The sequence below is a fragment of the Bradyrhizobium sp. BR13661 genome, assembly GCF_029892425.1.
Classification (GTDB): domain Bacteria; phylum Pseudomonadota; class Alphaproteobacteria; order Rhizobiales; family Xanthobacteraceae; genus Bradyrhizobium.
In genome coordinates this window covers 23814-40423 of record NZ_JARXWB010000013.1, presented here as the reverse complement: position 1 = coordinate 40423, position 16610 = coordinate 23814, and the positions used below count along the sequence as shown (strand labels likewise).

Genomic DNA, 16610 nt, shown 5'->3' with positions numbered 1-16610 from the left:
GCGTGCAGCGGTTTTCCGAAGAGATCATGCTCAAGAAAACAGGCGTTGGCCTTCTAGAATCCGCCGGCAGGATTCGACGAACACCTGCGCGCCGGTGACGATGTCGGCATCCGCGGTGTTCTCGGTCCAGTGGTGGCTGATGCCGCCGATCGAGGGCACGAACAGCATGCCCGCGGGCATGATGGTCGCGAGCATCTGCGCGTCGTGGCCGGCGCCGCTCGGCATGCGCAGCGATCGTCCGTCGGCAAGCGCCTTGCTCGCGGCGTCGATCGCGTCCTGAAAGCCTGTATTCATCATGGCGGGCGCGCCGGTGCGGATCTTCTCCACCGCGACGCTGCAGGGGCCCTTCGCGGTGGTCTCGGCCGCCATGGTTCGTAGCAGCTCTTCCAGCCGCGCGATCACGGCGGGATTGTCGTCCCGGATCTGGAACAGCATTTCCGCGCCGCCCGGAATGATGCTCGGCGCGCCCGGATCGAGCGTGATGCGGCCGGTGGTCCAGACCGTGCGCGGCCCGCAGGCCGCCGGGAAACGCTCGTCGATGGCGACGCAGAACCGCGCCAGCGCCAGGCCCGCATCCTTGCGCACCGCCATGCGCGTGGTGCCCGCGTGATTCTGCTCGCCGATGAACGTGATGCGGTACTGCCAGATGCCGACGATGGAGGTGACGACGCCGATCGCAAGCTTGCCGCTTTCGAGCGTGTGACCCTGCTCGATATGCGCCTCGAGATAGCCGATGTGCCGCCCCGGCTCGGCGGCGACGCGCGCTCGCCCGGCGAGTCCCATGTCGGCCAGCGCGTCGCGCATAGGGCGGCCGTTGGTGCGGTCGCGCGCGGCGTCGATCTCGGCTTCGGTGACCTGGCCGACATAGGAGCGCGAGCCGAGGAAGCTGCCGAAATGACCTTCCTCGTCAACCCACGCGGCGACTTCGACCGCGCCCTTCACGGAGGGATCTGTGTTGAGCACGCGGGCGGCTTCCAGCGCATAGACGACGCCGAGCGGGCCATCGAGCCAGCCGGCATAGTTCTGGCTTTCCAGATGCGATCCGGCGAGCAGCTTCGGCCCGGGCTTGGCGCAGGTAGCGACGATATTGCCGATGCCGTCGATCGCGCCGGTGAGGCCGGCGTCCGGCAGCTTTCGCACCAGCCAGTCCAGCGATTGCTTGTGCGGCTCGGAGAAGGTCGGCTTGTGCACGCCGGTCTTGTAGGTGCCCAGCGCACGGAGCGCGTTGAGATCGGCGAGGACGCGCTCGCCATCGGCGCGCGGGAGAGTATCAGGCATGTTCGACCACCTTCAGCGCCTCGGTGCGGATCTCCTCGACCAGTCTTTCTTTGAGCTGGACGAATTCCGGCGTGGTCTTGACCTTGTAGGAGCGCGGGTGCGGCAGGTCTATCGTGATCTCGGCCTTGATGTGGCCGGGGCGCGCGCTCATGACGATGACCCGGCTGCCGAGGAAGATTGCTTCCTCGATGTCATGGGTCACGAACAGCACGGTCTTCTGGTCGCGCTCCCAGATGCCCAGCAGCATTTCCTGCATCAGGGCGCGGGTCTGGTTGTCCAGCGCGCCGAAGGGCTCGTCCAGCAGCAGGATCTTTGGGTCATTGGCGAGCGCCCGCGCAATGGCCGTGCGCTGCTGCATGCCGCCGGAGAGCTGTTTCGGCCAATGGTTCTCGAAACCGGACAGGCCCACCTGACGGATGAGGGCGTCGGCGACCTTGTTGCGCTCGCCTTCCGGAACCCCGCGTTCGCGCAGGCCAAAGGCGATGTTCTCGCGCACGGTCAGCCAGGGAAACAGCGTGTAGGACTGGAACACCATGCCGCGATCGGCGCCGGGGCCGGTGACTTCGCGCCCGTCGAGCGTGACACGCCCGCTGGTCGGCCGATCGAGGCCGGCGACGATCCGCAGCAGCGTGGACTTGCCGCAGCCGGAAGGCCCAAGGATGGTGACGAAGTCGTTGTTGCCGATGACGAGGTCGGTCGGCTCCAGCGCCCTTGTCGGCGCGTTGCCGTGACGCGCCGGGAAGGTGCGCGAGATCTGCTCGACCTTGAGGATCGTCATGCGAGCCTCCACGGAAACAGCCAGGCGTTGAACGCCTTGAACATGAAGTCCGAGAGCAGACCGATCAATCCGATCACGATGATGCCGAAGATGATCTGCCCGGTGTTGAGCAGCGCCTGGCTGTCGGTGATCATGTGGCCGATACCGGAGGAGGAACCGATCAGCTCGGCGACGATGACGTAAGTCCAGGCCCAGCCCAGCACCAGCCGCAGGATTTCCGCGATCTCCGGTGCAGAGGAGGGCAGCAGCACGCGGCGGATGATGCCGCGGTCGCTCGCGCCCAGCGTATAGGCGGCCTCCACCAGATCACGCCGCGTCGCGCCGACGGTGACGGCGACCATCAGGATGACCTGGAACACCGAGCCGATGAAGATGACCAGCAGCTTCTGCAACTCGCCGATCCCGGCCCACAGGATCAGCAGCGGGATGAAGGCGGAGGCGGGCAGATAGCGCGCAAAGGAAACGAACGGTTCGAGGAAGGCTTCGACCGGTTTGTAGGCCCCCATCAGCACGCCCAGCGGCACCGCGATGATTGCGGCGAGCGCAAAGCCGCCGACGACGCGCCAGATCGTCATGCCGATGTCGAACACGAAGCCTTGCTTGACCAGGAGATCATAGCCCTCTTGCACCATGGTCAGCGGGTTGGCGAGGAAGGTTTTTGACACATGGCCGCCGAAGGTCGCCCAGGACCAGAGAGCGACGAACAGCGCGAAGAACGCAAGGCCATAGGCCACGCGCTGCCTCGATGTCACGGAATCCAGGGGACGCATCGTAAGTCTATCCGGGTGTCGTCGATCATGCAGCCGGTCCCACCGCGAAGCGGGACCAGCTGCATGTCGGGGCTTACTTGATGAAGCTCGCGTCGAAGAGATCCTCGACCTTCGGCGCCGATTTGATGATGCCGATTTCGAGCAGCAGATCGGCGGCATCCTTGTTGAAGGCGAGGAAGTCGCCGGCGAAGAACTTCTGGTTCGCGGCCTTGTCCTGCCAGCGCAGATACTTTGCCGAGTTGCCGAACTGCTCGCCGGTCTGCTTCACATCGGCGCCCATGATCTCATAGGACTTGGCCTGGTCCTTGGCGATCATCTCGAGCGATTCGAAATAGCTGTCGGCCAGCGCCTGCGCGGCCTTCGGGTTCTCGCTGAGGAATTTCGGCGTGCAGCCGAACGTGTCCATCACGATCGGATAGTCGAGCGTGGTCGCGATGATCTTGCCCTTGTCGGGCGCGGCGCGCACGGTCGACAGATAAGGCTCGTAGGTCATCGCGGCATCGTTCTGGCCGGAAACGAAAGCCTGCGCGGCGGCGGCGGGCTCGAGGTTGACGACGGTGACGTCCTTCACCGTGAGGCCGTTCTTCTTCAGCATCCAGGCCAGCGCGAAATAGGGCGAGGTGCCGGGGGCCGAGGCGGCCACGGTCTTGCCTTTCAGCTCCTTGATTCAGGAGACGTCATTGCGCACGGCCATGCCGTCGGCGCCATAGCTCTTGTCGAGCTGGAAGATCTGCTTGGTGGCGACGCCGTTCGCGTTCCAGGAGATCCAGGTCTCGACCGTTGTCGCCGCGCACTGGACGTCGCCGGAGGCGATGGCGAGGTGGCGATCCTTTTGCGGGATCTTCTTGATGGTGACGTCGAGGCCGTTCTTCTTGAAGACGCCGGCTTCCTTCGCCAGCGTCAGCGGCGCAAAGCCGGTCCATCCGGATATGCCGACGCCGACCTTGACGTCGTCGGCGAGCGCGGGAGTGGCGGCCGCCAGAGCAATGATTGTCGCGAAAACTGTCGAACTACGCATGATTGTCGTCCTCTTGCCCAGATGGTTTGACGTCCTGTTGATCTCTATTGGTCTGTGCAGACCATTTGCAGAAAGCGTTGCACGATTTGTGCCGACATCGTTCTCTCAGCCTCCCTTGAATCGCGCGACAAGGCGGTGAGAGTCACCGGGATAGAGCAGGCGCACCGCGGTGATCGTGCGTGCGCTGCGCCAGGTATAGCGATCGATCACGAGGCAGGGCGCACCGATTGCGATGTCGAGCGCTTCCGCCGTGCGATCATCCGCAACGATGGCGCTGATCGTGTGCTCGGCCTCGGTCCATGGGACGTGATGAAGCAGCCACGAGCCGGGCGGCTCGCGCGAGAAATCCGCGGTCGCCGCTGACGGCACGGATGAAAGATCGATCAGCCTGTCCTCGACGGCGAACGGCACGTTGTCGGCGCTGTGCCTGCAGGAGATCGCGATCACCTTGCCGGCCTTCTTGACGCCGAGACGCTCGCGGTCGGCTGCAGTCGCGGCGCGCAGCTTTCGGCTGATCAGCTCATAACCGTAGCCGCGGCCGAGCGCCGTGATTTCGGCACGGATGTCGGCGATCTTCAGAACGGCCGATTGATGCTGCGGCCGTCGCACGAAGGAGCCGGCGCGGCGCCGCCGCTCGATCAGGTCAGCCTGCGCGAGTTCCGACAGCGCCTTGTTCACCGTCATGCGAGAGCAGCCGTAGCGCGCAACCAACTCGTGCTCGAAGGGAATGCGATGGCCAGGCGGCCATTCGCCGGTCAGGATGCGCTTCTCGATGTCGGCGCGAATGCGCTTGTAGAGCGTCGGCTTGTCGGACGCATCGGCAGTCAGGCTCATGCGACGAGCCTCCGCACCGCCGTGTTGAAACGTTCGCGCGCGGTTCGGCGCGATCTGTGCTGGCCGCCTTCGACGACTTTGGTCCCGCCAGTCCAGACGCAATCGATTGCGCTGCCGCCTGCGGCGAAGATCCAGCCGTCGATCACCGCGTCACGCGCGCGTCCCGCCAGCGACGGATGCGCGGTGTCCAGCGTGACGATATCGGCACGTGCGCCCGGCGTGAGGCCGACTGTCGGCTGTGCCAGCGCCTGCGCGCCACCCGCAAGCGCATCATCGAACAACGTGCGTCCCGTCGAACGACCGGCGCCGCCTGACAGCACGTTGCGGGCGCGATGCTTGAGCCGCTGGCCGTATTCAAGTTGGCGAAGCTCATCGGCCACGCCGACCAGCACGTTGGAATCGGTGCCGACACCGAACATGCCGCCGGCGTCGAGAAACTCGCGCGCCGGGAATATGCCGTCGCCGAGGCTGGCCTCGGTCACAGGGCAGAGCCCCGCGACCGCGCCGGTCTTCGCGAATGCGCCGACTTCCTGGTCCGTCATGTGCGTCGCGTGGATCAGGCACCAGCGCTGATCGACCGGCGCGTGGTCCAGCAGCCATTGTACCGGCCGCCGCCCTGACCAGGCGAGACAGTCCTCGACTTCTTTCACTTGCTCGGCCGCGTGAATATGCACCGGCCCGCTCTCGGCAAGTGGAATGATCGCCGCGAGTTCGTCCGGTGCCACCGCGCGCAGGCTATGCGGTGCAATGCCGATATTGGCGCCCGGCAAGTTTGCGATCGCCTTGCGCGAGGCAGCCATCAGCGTGGCGAACTGATCGACAGAGTTGATGAAGCGGCGTTGCCCGTCATGCGGTGCTGCGCCGCCGAAAGAGCCATGCGCATAAAAACTCGGCAGCAGTGTCAGCGCGATGCCGGACTGTTCGGCAGCCTGCGCGATACGCGCCGCCATTTCGGCCGGGTCGGCGTAATGCGAGCCGTCGCGGTCGTGATGTAGGTAATGGAACTCGCCGACGCGGGTAAAACCCTGCTCCAGCATCTCGACATAAAGAAGCGTGGCGACGGCGGTGACGTCATCAGGCGTCATTGCCAGCGCAAAACGATACATCGTCTCGCGCCAGGTCCAGAACGTGTCGGTGGAATCGCCGCGCAATTCGGCAAGTCCGGCCATGCCGCGCTGGAAGGCGTGGCTGTGTAGGCTCGCAAGGCCCGGAAGCGCGATGGCGTGGCGCTCGTCGCCTGCGGCTGGCGCGACGCCTGCCGTCACCTCCGCGATCGCGCCGGCGGCGATGACCACCTGCACGTCATTGGCCCAGCCCGAGGGCAGGAGCGCGGAGGCAAAATGCAGTCGGGACATGATGACACGCCGGCTGGACAGAACCGCCTTACGATGATATGTCTAGACATATAAGTCAAGCATCCCACCCCCGGGAATAGTGGCAAGGGACAGTGGCATGGCAGAGCGCTTCGACCGGATCTGGCACAATGCCCGGCTCGCCACGATGCGGGCCGATCGTCCCGATCTCGGCGAGATCGAGCGCGGCGTGATCGCCACGCGCGATGGTCGCATTCTCTACGCGGGTGCGGCGTCGGACTTCCCGGCGGATGCGGAGTCCATCCAGTGGATCGATTGCGAGGGGCGCTGGATCACGCCCGGTCTGGTCGACTGTCACACCCATCTCGTCTATGGCGGCAACCGCGCGCATGAGTTCGAGCTGCGCCTGAAGGGCGCGAGCTACGAGGAGATCGCGTGCGCCGGCGGCGGCATAGTCTCGACGGTGGCCGCGACACGCAAGGCAAGCGAGGCGGAGCTTGTCGCAAGCGCGTTGCCGCGGCTGGATGCGTTGATCGGCGAGGGCGCGACCACAATCGAGATCAAGTCCGGCTATGGTCTCGATACCGAGACTGAGATGCGCCAGCTTTCCGCCGCGCGCAGCATCAGTCGTCAGCGGAAAGTTGCGATCCGCACGTCTTTCCTGGGTGCGCACGCGCTGCCGGCGGAGGCCGATGGCGACAAGGACCGCTATATCGATCTCGTCTGCAAAGAAATGCTGCCGGCGGTCGCAAAGGCGGGTCTCGCTGATGCCGTTGATGCCTTCATGGAGGGCATTGCGTTCTCGGCCGAGCAGACGGCACGCGTGTTCGAGGCCGCGAGGGCGCTCGGGCTGCCAGTGAAGCTGCACGCCGATCAGCTCTCGAACCTCGGAGGCGCGGCGCTCGCCGCAAAATTCTCCGCGCTCTCGGCCGATCACCTCGAACACACTGACGCGGCCGGCGCGGCCGCGATGGCCAAGGCCGGGACGGTCGCCGTGCTGCTGCCCGGCGCCTATTACTTCATCCGTGAAACGCAAGAACCGCCGGTCGAGACGTTCCGCAAACACGGCGTGCACTTGGCGCTCGCAACCGACTGCAATCCTGGCAGCTCACCGCTGACGTCTCTCCTGCTCGCCATGAACATGGGCGCGACGCTGTTCCGGATGACAGTCGCCGAGTGCCTCACTGGGGTCACCCGCGAAGGCGCCCGCGCGCTCGGCGTGCTCGATGAAACCGGCACGCTGGAACCAGGCAAATGGTGTGACCTCGCGATCTGGGACATCGAGCGTCCCGCCGAGCTGGTCTATCGCATCGGCTTCAATCCGCTGCATCGCCGTGTCTGGAGGGGCCAGTGACCGAGCCGGGCGCAACGATTGTCGTCAAGCCCGGCGAGGTCAGCCTCGGCGATCTCGCGCGCGTGCTGGCGGGCGCTTCCGTCGAGCTGGATCCGTCGTTCTGGCCGCGCGTCGAGGCGGCCGCGGAGATCGTCGCGAAGGCTGCGCAGGCTGCAGCACCGGTCTATGGCATCAACACCGGCTTCGGCAAGCTGGCCTCGAAGCGGATACCGCCGGATCAGACCGCTCTGCTCCAGCGCAATCTCATCGTCTCGCATTGCTGCGGCGTTGGTCCTGCCACGCCCGAGCCGATCGTGCGGTTGATGATGGCGCTGAAAATCGTCTCGCTCGGGCGCGGCGCCTCCGGCGTGCGCCGCGCGGTGATCGAGCAATTGCAGGCCATGCTGGCGCGGCGCGTCTATCCGCTGGTGCCGCAGCAGGGCTCGGTCGGCGCCTCCGGCGACCTCGCGCCACTTGCACATATGACCGCGGTGATGATCGGCGAGGGACAGGCGATCGTCGACGGCAAGACCGTGTCTGGCGCCGAGGCGCTGTCCGCGGCCGGCCTGGCGCCGCTGACGCTCGGCCCCAAGGAGGGGCTCGCGCTGATCAACGGCACGCAATTCTCGACGGCCTACGCCATCTCCGGCGTGCTGCGCGCCTTTCGTCTCGCCCGTGCTGCGCTCGTGACCGGAGCGTTGTCGGTCGATGCGGCCATGGCCTCGACGGCGCCGTTCCGCCCAGAAATTCAGGCGCTGCGTGGTCATCCCGGCCAGATCGCTGCGGCCGCCGCGCTGACTGCGCTACTCGACGGCAGCGATATTCGCCTGTCGCATCTCGAAGGCGACGAACGCGTGCAGGATCCTTATTGCCTGCGCTGCCAGCCGCAGGTCGCGGGCGCCGCGCTTGACGTGATCACGCAGGCGGCGCGTACCTTGATCATTGAAGCCAATGCCGTCACCGATAATCCGCTGGTGCTGGTCGAGACCAGCGAGATCGTCTCCGGCGGCAATTTCCACGCCGAACCGGTCGCCTTCGCCGCCGATACGATCGCGCTGGCGCTGTCGGAGATCGGCGCGATCAGCGAGCGCCGTATCGCCACGCTGGTCGATCCCGCGCTTAATTTCGGCCTGCCGCCGTTCCTCACCCCCGATCCCGGCATCAATTCGGGCTTCATGATCGCCGAGGTGACGGCGGCCGCGCTCTACGCGGAGAACAAGCAGCGGGCGGCCGCCTGCTCGATCGATTCGACCCCGACCAGCGCCAACCAGGAAGATCACGTCTCGATGGCCGCTCACGCGGCGCGACGCCTGTCCGACATGGCCGACAATCTCGCGTCCATCCTCGGCATCGAGCTTCTGGTCGCCGCGCAAGGCATCACGCTGCGTGCGCCGCATACGACCAGCCCGTCGCTTGTTGCCGTCATCGCGAAGCTTCGCGAGCAGGTGCCTGCGCTCGGCGCCGACCGCTACATGGCCGGCGATCTCGCCAGGGCCGCCGCGCTGATCGAAGCCGATGCGCTGCCGTCTGCGGCGATCGCCGAGCTTTCATTCGATCCGTTTCCAAAATTCGACTGAACAAGACTGAGCTGAAGAGGTGTCCGCATGAACCGCCGACTGGACAATGACCGCACCATCCGCGCTCCCCGCGGCAGCGACATCAGCGCCAAGAGCTGGCTGACGGAAGCGCCGCTCCGCATGCTCATGAACAACCTCGATCCTGATGTCGCCGAGCGCCCGAGCGAGCTCGTCGTTTACGGCGGCATCGGCCGCGCCGCGCGCGACTGGGAGAGCTTTGACCGGATCACGCATGCATTGCGCAAGCTCGAGAATGACCAGACGCTGCTGGTACAATCAGGCAAGCCGGTCGGCATCTTCCGTACCCATGCCGATGCGCCGCGCGTGCTGATCGCGAACTCCAACATCGTGCCGCATTGGGCGACGCTCGATCATTTCAACGAGCTCGATCGCCAGGGCCTGATGATGTACGGCCAGATGACCGCGGGCTCGTGGATCTATATCGGCAGCCAGGGCATCGTGCAGGGCACATACGAGACTTTCGTCGAGGTCGGCCGTCGCCATTATGGCGGCAGCCTCGCCGGCAAATGGATCCTCACCGCCGGCCTCGGCGGCATGGGCGGCGCGCAGCCGTTGGCGGCGACCATGGCGGGAGCCTCGATGCTCGCCGTCGAATGCCAGCCGAGCCGCATCGAGATGCGCCTGCGCACCGGCTATCTCGATCGTCAGGCCGCCACGCTCGACGAAGCGCTCGCCATCATGGCGGAGTCTGCAAAGACCAAGAAAGCAGTCTCGGTGGGCCTGCTCGGCAATGCCGCCGAGATCTTCCCGGAGCTGGTCCGCCGTGGCGTCAGGCCCGACATCGTCACCGACCAGACCAGCGCGCACGATCCGATCAACGGCTATTTGCCGAAGGGCTGGACGCTCGCCGATTGGGAGGCCAAGCGCGCCTCCGATCCGAAGGCGGTCGAGCGCGCCTCGAAGACCTCGATGGTTGAGCACGTCCAGGCGATGCTGGATTTCCACGCGCAGGGCATTCCGACGCTCGACTACGGCAACAACATCCGCCAGATGGCGAAAGACATGGGCCTGACAAACGCCTTCGATTTTCCGGGCTTCGTGCCCGCCTATATCCGCCCGCTGTTCTGCCGCGGCGTCGGGCCGTTCCGCTGGGCCGCGCTGTCGGGCGATCCCGAGGACATCTTCAAGACCGACGCCAAGGTCAAGGAGCTGATGCCCGACGACAAGCATCTGCATAATTGGCTCGACATGGCCAGGGAGCGCATCAAGTTTCAGGGCCTGCCGGCGCGGATCTGCTGGGTTGGCCTCGGCGATCGCCATCGTCTCGGTCTTGCCTTCAACGAGATGGTCGCGCGCGGGGAATTGAAGGCGCCTGTCGTGATCGGTCGCGATCATCTCGACAGCGGCTCGGTGGCAAGCCCCAACCGCGAGACCGAGGCGATGAAGGACGGATCGGATGCGGTATCCGACTGGCCTTTGCTCAACGCGCTCCTGAATTGCGCCAGCGGCGCGACCTGGGTGTCGCTGCATCATGGCGGCGGCGTCGGCATCGGCTATTCGCAACACGCCGGCATGGTGATCGTCGCCGACGGTACGCCCGAGGCGGCGAAGCGCATCGAGCGCGTGCTCTGGAACGATCCGGCCTCCGGCGTCATGCGCCATGCCGATGCGGGCTACGACATCGCGATCGACTGCGCTCGGGACAAGGGGCTCGATCTGCCGAGCCTTTCGAAGTAACGCTGCTGCCTCAGGCCACGACCTTTGCTTCGCCGCGGTCGAGGCGCTGAATTTCCTTCGCCAGATACTCGCTAATCGCCGTGCCCGGCATCGGCTTTGCGAAATAATAACCCTGGATGAAGTCGCATCCGAGGCGCCGCAGGGCGTCGAGCTGGGCGCGCGTCTCGACGCCTTCGACCACGCAAGCGATCTCCATGTCGTCGCAGAGGCCCGTGAGCGACTTGATGATCTTGTGGCTGACGGGATTCTCGTTGATGTCGGCAACGAAACTGCGGTCGACCTTGATCTTGTCGAGCGGCAGGCGGTGCACGTGGCTCAGCGAGGAATAGCCGGTGCCGAAATCGTCCAGCGAAATGCCGCAGCCCATGGCTTTCAATGTCGCGATCGACTGCTGCGCGCGCACGAAATCGAACGTGACCGCGGTCTCGGTGATTTCGAAATCGATCCGGTGCGGCGGCAAACCGCTCTTCTCGATGATCGTGATCAGCGGCAAGATGCCCTCGGCGGCGCAGACGTCGTGGGCGGAGAGATTGAACGACAGGCGGATGTGGTCGGGCCAGGTCCTGGCCGTCGCGAGCGCGCGCGCCAGCAGCACCTGGGTCAGCGGCCTGATCAGGCCGATGCGCTCGGCCGCGGGAATGAAGTCGGCGGGCGAGACCCAGCCGAGGCGAGGGCTGTTCCAGCGCGCGAGCGTCTCGAAGCCAGCGGTGTGCTCGCTCTTGGCATCGACGATCGGCTGGAACACCAGTTCCAGCTCGGTCTCGAAATCGGCGATCCGTAACAGGTTCTCGATGACGCCGCGGCTGCGGATCTCGGCTTCGAGCTCGCCCGAGAAGATCACGGTGCGGCCGCGCTTTTGTCGCTTGGCGTGGTAGAGCGAATAATCGGCGCACTCGTAGAGCGCCTCCGAAGTCGTTGCGGAGCCCGGATAGAGCGCGAAGCCGATCGAGCAGGACAGGCCGGTGTGGGCCGTGTCGAGCTGGTAGGGCAGCTTGACTTGCTCCCCGATGCGCTCGCCGAGCCGCGCCAGATCCGCCTCCTCGGGATCGCCGCACACGACGAGACCGAACTCGTCACCGCCGAGGCGCGCGAACTCCACCCGCTGCGGTCCGAAGCCTTCGCAGACGTCGCGGATGCGGCGGCCGGCTTCGATCAGGACGCGGTCGCCGACCGAGTGGCCGTAATTGTCGTTGATCGGCTTGAAGCCGTCGAGGTCGATGATGCCGACTGCGACGCGAACGTGTCGGCGCTCGGCGTCGGTGAAGGCGTTGGTCAGCTCGGCGAAGAAGCGGCGGCGGTTCGGCAGTTCGGTGAGAGTGTCGAGGTTGGCGAGGCGGAAGTTCTCGTCGGACAGCGCCAGCGTCGCCGCCTGCTGGGTCAGTAGCGATTTGCGGCTCGCGATGAGATCGGCGAAGTCGCGATAGTAGATGAAAAGGACTGTCACCATCGCGCCGGAGACCAGCAGATCGTTGACTGCGATCGCCTTCAGCGTCGGTTCGCCCGTGGCCCAGAAGAACAGCACATAAGGCACGTCGACGACCAGCGTCACGATCAGCGCCGCCGAACGCAGATGCATCAGCGAGAAGATGCAGCCGATCACGGTCACGGCCATGTAGAACGCGACCTGGCTCTTGGCGAAGGGATCGCCATAGGGGTAGAGCGCGAACGACCAGGCGGTGAAGCCGGCGCCGATCGGCAGCGTCAACCAGTTGGTGGCGCGCAGATTGCGCAGGATGTCGGCATCGCTGCGGACGAGACGACGCTGGCGCAGCCACCAGAACGTGCGAAACGCCGCGAGTAGCGTCAGCACGCCCGGGATAATCATCGTCAGCCAGTCCGGTGCGACGTTCACATAGGTGTAGGCGACCGCGATCGTGTTGCTGATCAGGATGAAGTAGAGCAGCGGGATCTGCTTGGAGAAGGCGTCGAATTGCGCCCGCGACAGATCCGGGTCCTCGGGCACGCGAAACAGCCGCATCGCGGCGGCGAGGTAGACTTTCAAATCGACGGCAGGCATTGCAATACGCGCCCCAAATCCCTTCAAAACGAAGGCAGTCTTGCACAGAGGGGGTAAAGACCGAGTTAGATGAATGTGACGGAGACGTGCCGTTGCAGGTTGCGCGCTACCGCTGGGTTTTTCATCCGCGTGCAATGGTGATGCGGCGTTAACGATGTGCGGCGGAAGCAGGCAGTGTCGCGCGCGGCATATCGGCCGTAAAGGCCGCAGCTACGTTCCGCTAACCATAGGCGTCCTCGAGAGCAGGGTGCAGCACGATGTCGCGGCGGCCGCCTGGACGACCGCCGCGCCATGCACGATGCCGCTACTTCGCGCCCTGGAGCGCAGCGGTCTGCTTCGCGAGCGCCTTGTCGAAATCTTCCGAAAGTCCCGTAGCGTAAGTCGCAAGCTCGCCCGGCTTGACGAACGGGTTCGGCGCCTCGCTCTTGATCTGCTGCGCGCGCTTGTCCTGCATGCCATAGACTTCCGGATGCGGCCCGAGCAGCACGTCGATCTTCATCGCCTTGGCCTTCGCAAAGGTTGCGCGGTAGTCGTCGACGATACCGGGATAGGTCGGCTGTCCCGCCAGCCGGTTCAGCGCCACGGTGCCGCTACAGAAGAACAGCACCTGGCGGTCCTGTCCAGCGTCCTTCACCGTCGTCTCCCAGCTGGTGCAGCCCGGCGAGTGGCCGGGAGTTTCATGCGCCGTCAGTGTGGTATCGCCGAGCGTCACCTTGTCGCCTTCCTTCACGGTTCGATCGACCTTGACAGGAGGAAAGCCGAGATCGGCATTCTTCTCGTCGCCCGGATAATAGCCGCCTTCGAGCAACGGCTTGTCGCGCTCGCCGGCGACGAGCTGCGCGCCGCTCTCCTGCTTGATCTCGGCGAAGCCACCGGTGTGGTCGAGATGGGCGTGGCTGTTGAGGATGTATTTGATGTCGGTAACCTTGAAGCCGAGCTTGGAGATGTTGTCCTTGATCATCCCGGTCGACTGCGGCATCGCGGTGTCCACCAGGATCAGGCCCTGCGACGTCTTGATGATGTAGACGGCGATGCCGTCGGTGCCGACATAATAGATGTTGTCGATCAGCTGGAATGGGTCGAACGGCGCGGTCCATTTCTTCATCGCCACCGCCAGGAAGTCTTTGATGGTTTGCGCTTGCGCAGCCGGTGCGAAGAGCGCGAGCGCACACAGCGCGGCCGTGATCTTTTTCATGGATTGTCCTCCCGATGTGCTGTTGTCGTTGCGACCGCGGGGTGAGGCCCGTTGATCGACCCGCCGCACGCTAGATGCTGCGCGCGGAGGCAGCAACGGCCTCGCGTTCGAAAAATTCGACGTCATGCGCGGAATAGCGATCGTCCTCTGTTTTAAGCATGGCGACGATTGCTGCACTGCGCTCATCGGGTTTGACCGCGCGCGAGCTGGTCGCCATACTTTGCTTCAGGACGAGCGAGCAAGTCTCGTCGCTATCGGGAGCTGAAATGACCCATTCATTGTCCGTCCTTGGAGGGACGCTGATTTCCGTCGTCTCCTTCGCTTCGATTGCTTTTGCACAGCCAGCCTGCGTGACCCAGAACATGGCCGTGCCGCCGGGCGCCAACACCGCAGACAAAGGAGCGCCATTCTTCATCGACACGACCGGCCTCGACTTCAAGACGGCCCCGCCGACGCGTGATCCCTCCAATCCCAATTATCCGGGCGCGACCGAACTGCCTGACGGCACGCTGCCGCCGCCAGGCGCCGAGGGTAATTTCATCATCGGTCCGACCCACAATCCCGCGCCCGAAACGATTGCGAAGGAAGGCGTGCCGCGCGGCACGACGAAATCTTTCACGCTCTCTTCGAAGGACAGCACGATCTACAATCCCGGCATGATCCGGGATGATGTCGCAGGCTGCTCCAATTCCTCGATCATGACGACTGTAACTGCGCCGGGCGACAAGTCGAACATGATCGTGACCACCAGCCATCCCGGAATCTGGTCGCGCAGCATCGACGTCTACGTGCCGGCGCAATATGTGCCCGGCACCGAGGCGCCGTTCATCGTGGTCGGCGACGGCGGTTCCAACGCCTACAAGGATCTCGCGACCACCCTGGACAATCTGATCGCGCAGCGCCGCGTGCCGCCGATGATCGCGATCCAGGTCGGCAATGGCGGACAGGATGCGCAAGGAAGCCAACGCGGCCGGGAATATGATGCGGTGTCGGGGATCTACACGGACTTCATCGAGCGCGAGGTGCTGCCGCTGGTCGAGAAGAATGCAGCAGTCAGGCTGACGAGAAATCCCGAGGGCCGTGCCACCATGGGCCTGAGCTCGAGCGGAGCCGCGGCCTTCACCATGGCCTGGTTCTATCCCGACCTCTATCACCGCGTGCTGGCGTTCTCGCCGACCATGGTCAACCAGCAATGGCCGCACGATCCGTCACTGCGCGGCGGTGCCTGGGAATATCACAGCGCGTGGACAGGGCCAGCCACGCCCAACCTCATTTCGAAAGCGGGGGTGCTGACGCCGGCCGACCCGCCCGGCGTGCCGCTGATCGTCGCCGCGCCGACCAAGCCGATCCGCTTCTGGTACTTTGGTGGCGACCAGGATCTGTACTATCCCAATCCCACCATCCCAGATGGCATGCACGACTGGACCTTATCGAACGAACTGATGGCGAAGGTGCTGGCGCAGAAAGGCTATCACTACCAGTTCCTGTTTGTTCGCAATGCCAAGCACGTCGATCGCCCCACCATCGCGCAAACGCTGCCGGCAGCGCTGGAATGGCTCTGGAAGGGCTATCCAATCCCCTGAGCTCGCCGAGCATTCGGCGGCGCGTCGCGCTCGCGTCGTAAGACACGCTGTGTTCAGACGGAAGGATTCAGGCGAGCGCGGCCTGGCGTTCCCGAACCGGCTCGCGGGTTCGCTCGGTGCCACGCGGCTCGGCGAGCCGCGTGAAGTTGCGCTGGCCGGCATGCACCGGTGCTTCGACGATGACGCCTTCGCAGACGATCTGGCCGCCGAGCAGTTTGAACTCGAGCTTGTCGTAGCGCGGCATCGTCTCGCCAGGCTCGGGCGGCAGCAGCCCGATGCGCCCCTGAATGTTCAGCGTCGCATCGCCGGTGCCGTGCAGCCGCGGATTCCACATCCTGATCCCGGTCTCGGCCCAGCGTTGCCGGATCAGCGCGGCGCGATCGGTGGGTTCGACGGGCTTCGCTCGCAGTTTCGGCGGGCTCTTCGGAGCTGGCTTTGCAGGAGCAGGCGCGACATGCGCGGCGGCGTCCGGCGCGGCGATCTCGGTGTCGACCGCGACGGCCGGCGTCTCGGCGGCGGCGACCGGTTCGGTCTCCCCGGATACGACGGCTGCGGGTTCGTCCTCAATGACGGGCTCTGCAGCAATGATCGCTTCGACCTCGATGGACGAAACGGGAGCCTCTTCCATGACCTCGGGTGCAACATCCGTCAGAGGTCCTGCGCGTACATCGCTGCCGACCCGCTCGGGCGCATCAACCGGTTCGCTCTCGACCTCATCAGCAGAAAGCGAAACCTCTTCCACGATGACGGTCTCGATCTCTGCCGGTGTCTCCGGAGATGAATTGTCGCCGACACCGAGATCGATTGGCGTTGCTGACGGGTTCTCTGCGACCACCGCGGCTTCGGTGTCGTCCTCGATCGTCGGAGCTGCGACTTCGATGTCACCGCCGCACTGCAATGGTTCTGCGCTGATATCGGCATCGACAGCCGGAGTGGCTTCCGCGATGACCTCGGGCTGTTCATCCGTGGCGATCTGCGCCACGTCGATGCCGCCGCTGTGCGGCAGAGGCCGAAGCCGGTTGAACGCCCATTTCACCGCAGGAATGCGGCTCAGCAACGATATCAGTCTCGAAAGCACTGGGAGTTGTCCAAGAGGTACTCAGGGCCGTGGGCAGCAGCTGATTCGCCAGCAATGTGAAAAACTGCCCCGGCCGTCACACCCCTGTCAATTGATGCGGGACCAATTGCAGAACATCTGCACAGCCTCGCGCGCCCC

Annotated in this window: 13 protein-coding genes and 1 pseudogene; 4 read left to right on the top strand and 10 right to left on the bottom strand. The window is 64.9% G+C overall.

Features of this window, described 5'->3' with window-relative positions; all coding sequences use genetic code 11:
* Positions 1-30: 30 nt before the first annotated feature.
* From M2427_RS21360 to M2427_RS21335, 6 genes and pseudogenes are all read right to left on the bottom strand, one after another.
* Positions 31-1278, bottom strand: coding sequence for a Zn-dependent hydrolase (locus tag M2427_RS21360; protein WP_280708597.1), 1248 nt, complete (start codon positions 1276-1278; stop codon positions 31-33).
* On the bottom strand, positions 1271-2056 hold the full coding sequence (locus M2427_RS21355) for an ABC transporter ATP-binding protein (protein ID WP_280708596.1): 786 nt from the start codon (positions 2054-2056) through the stop codon (positions 1271-1273). The genes M2427_RS21360 and M2427_RS21355 overlap by 8 nt, the downstream gene beginning before the upstream one ends.
* Entirely contained in the window at positions 2053-2826 is a 774-nt protein-coding gene (locus M2427_RS21350) for an ABC transporter permease (RefSeq protein WP_280708595.1), read from the bottom strand. Before M2427_RS21350 ends, M2427_RS21355 begins: the two co-directional genes overlap by 4 nt.
* A 73-nt stretch (positions 2827-2899) precedes the next feature.
* Positions 2900-3844 (bottom strand): annotated as a pseudogene (locus M2427_RS21345) (ABC transporter substrate-binding protein).
* 105 nt (positions 3845-3949) lie between these two features.
* Positions 3950-4678, bottom strand: a complete 729-nt coding sequence (gene hutC, locus M2427_RS21340; protein WP_280708593.1) for a histidine utilization repressor — start codon at positions 4676-4678, stop codon at positions 3950-3952.
* Entirely contained in the window at positions 4675-6033 is a 1359-nt protein-coding gene (locus tag M2427_RS21335; RefSeq protein ID WP_280708592.1) for a formimidoylglutamate deiminase, read from the bottom strand. The genes hutC and M2427_RS21335 overlap by 4 nt, the downstream gene beginning before the upstream one ends.
* 97 nt (positions 6034-6130) lie before the next feature.
* Between M2427_RS21335 and hutI the strand changes: the two genes are divergently transcribed.
* The 3 genes from hutI to hutU are packed head-to-tail and all read left to right on the top strand — an operon-like array spanning position 6131 to position 10599.
* Entirely contained in the window at positions 6131-7345 is a 1215-nt protein-coding gene (gene hutI / locus M2427_RS21330; protein WP_280708590.1) for an imidazolonepropionase, read from the top strand.
* Positions 7342-8901 carry a histidine ammonia-lyase gene (gene hutH / locus M2427_RS21325; RefSeq protein WP_280708589.1) on the top strand — a complete coding sequence of 520 codons (1560 nt, stop codon included), beginning with the start codon at positions 7342-7344 and terminating at the stop codon, positions 8899-8901. The genes hutI and hutH overlap by 4 nt, the downstream gene beginning before the upstream one ends.
* A 27-nt stretch (positions 8902-8928) precedes the next feature.
* The gene (gene hutU, locus M2427_RS21320; protein WP_280708588.1) at positions 8929-10599 is read left to right on the top strand and encodes a urocanate hydratase; all 1671 of its coding nucleotides are present in this window, start codon (positions 8929-8931) and stop codon (positions 10597-10599) included.
* Between the two features lie 10 nt (positions 10600-10609).
* Here hutU and M2427_RS21315 read toward each other — a convergent pair whose 3' ends face one another.
* From M2427_RS21315 to M2427_RS21305, 3 genes are all read right to left on the bottom strand, one after another.
* Entirely contained in the window at positions 10610-12616 is a 2007-nt protein-coding gene (locus M2427_RS21315) for an EAL domain-containing protein (protein WP_280708587.1), read from the bottom strand.
* A gap of 304 nt (positions 12617-12920) precedes the next feature.
* On the bottom strand, positions 12921-13811 hold the full coding sequence (gene blaBJP / locus M2427_RS21310) for a BJP family subclass B3 metallo-beta-lactamase (protein ID WP_280708586.1): 891 nt from the start codon (positions 13809-13811) through the stop codon (positions 12921-12923).
* 70 nt (positions 13812-13881) lie between these two features.
* Entirely contained in the window at positions 13882-14175 is a 294-nt protein-coding gene (locus M2427_RS21305) for a hypothetical protein (protein WP_280708585.1), read from the bottom strand.
* Here M2427_RS21305 and M2427_RS21300 point away from each other — a divergent pair.
* Positions 14078-15394, top strand: a complete 1317-nt coding sequence (locus tag M2427_RS21300) for an alpha/beta hydrolase-fold protein (protein ID WP_348521937.1) — start codon at positions 14078-14080, stop codon at positions 15392-15394. The two genes, M2427_RS21305 and M2427_RS21300, sit on opposite strands and share 98 nt — an antisense overlap.
* Positions 15395-15461: 67 nt before the next feature.
* Here the strand turns inward: M2427_RS21300 and M2427_RS21295 are convergent, their stop codons facing one another.
* Positions 15462-16472 carry a hypothetical protein gene (locus tag M2427_RS21295; RefSeq protein WP_280708583.1) on the bottom strand — a complete coding sequence of 337 codons (1011 nt, stop codon included), beginning with the start codon at positions 16470-16472 and terminating at the stop codon, positions 15462-15464.
* Positions 16473-16610: the final 138 nt, after the last annotated feature.

Excerpts from the sequence above, each read along its gene's own strand:
- blaBJP (WP_280708586.1), bottom strand. The coding sequence starts at position 13,811 with ATGAAAAAGATCACGGCCGCGCTGTGTGCGCTCGCGCTCTTCGCACCG.
- hutI (WP_280708590.1), top strand. The coding sequence starts at position 6,131 with ATGGCAGAGCGCTTCGACCGGATCTGGCACAATGCCCGGCTCGCCACG.
- M2427_RS21355 (WP_280708596.1), bottom strand. The coding sequence starts at position 2,056 with ATGACGATCCTCAAGGTCGAGCAGATCTCGCGCACCTTCCCGGCGCGT.
- M2427_RS21350 (WP_280708595.1), bottom strand. The coding sequence starts at position 2,826 with ATGCGTCCCCTGGATTCCGTGACATCGAGGCAGCGCGTGGCCTATGGC.
- M2427_RS21360 (WP_280708597.1), bottom strand. The coding sequence starts at position 1,278 with ATGCCTGATACTCTCCCGCGCGCCGATGGCGAGCGCGTCCTCGCCGAT.
- M2427_RS21300 (WP_348521937.1), top strand. The coding sequence starts at position 14,078 with ATGACCCATTCATTGTCCGTCCTTGGAGGGACGCTGATTTCCGTCGTC.
- M2427_RS21335 (WP_280708592.1), bottom strand. The coding sequence starts at position 6,033 with ATGTCCCGACTGCATTTTGCCTCCGCGCTCCTGCCCTCGGGCTGGGCC.
- hutC (WP_280708593.1), bottom strand. The coding sequence starts at position 4,678 with ATGAGCCTGACTGCCGATGCGTCCGACAAGCCGACGCTCTACAAGCGC.
- M2427_RS21305 (WP_280708585.1), bottom strand. The coding sequence starts at position 14,175 with ATGTTCTGGGTCACGCAGGCTGGCTGTGCAAAAGCAATCGAAGCGAAG.
- M2427_RS21315 (WP_280708587.1), bottom strand. The coding sequence starts at position 12,616 with ATGCCTGCCGTCGATTTGAAAGTCTACCTCGCCGCCGCGATGCGGCTG.
- hutU (WP_280708588.1), top strand. The coding sequence starts at position 8,929 with ATGAACCGCCGACTGGACAATGACCGCACCATCCGCGCTCCCCGCGGC.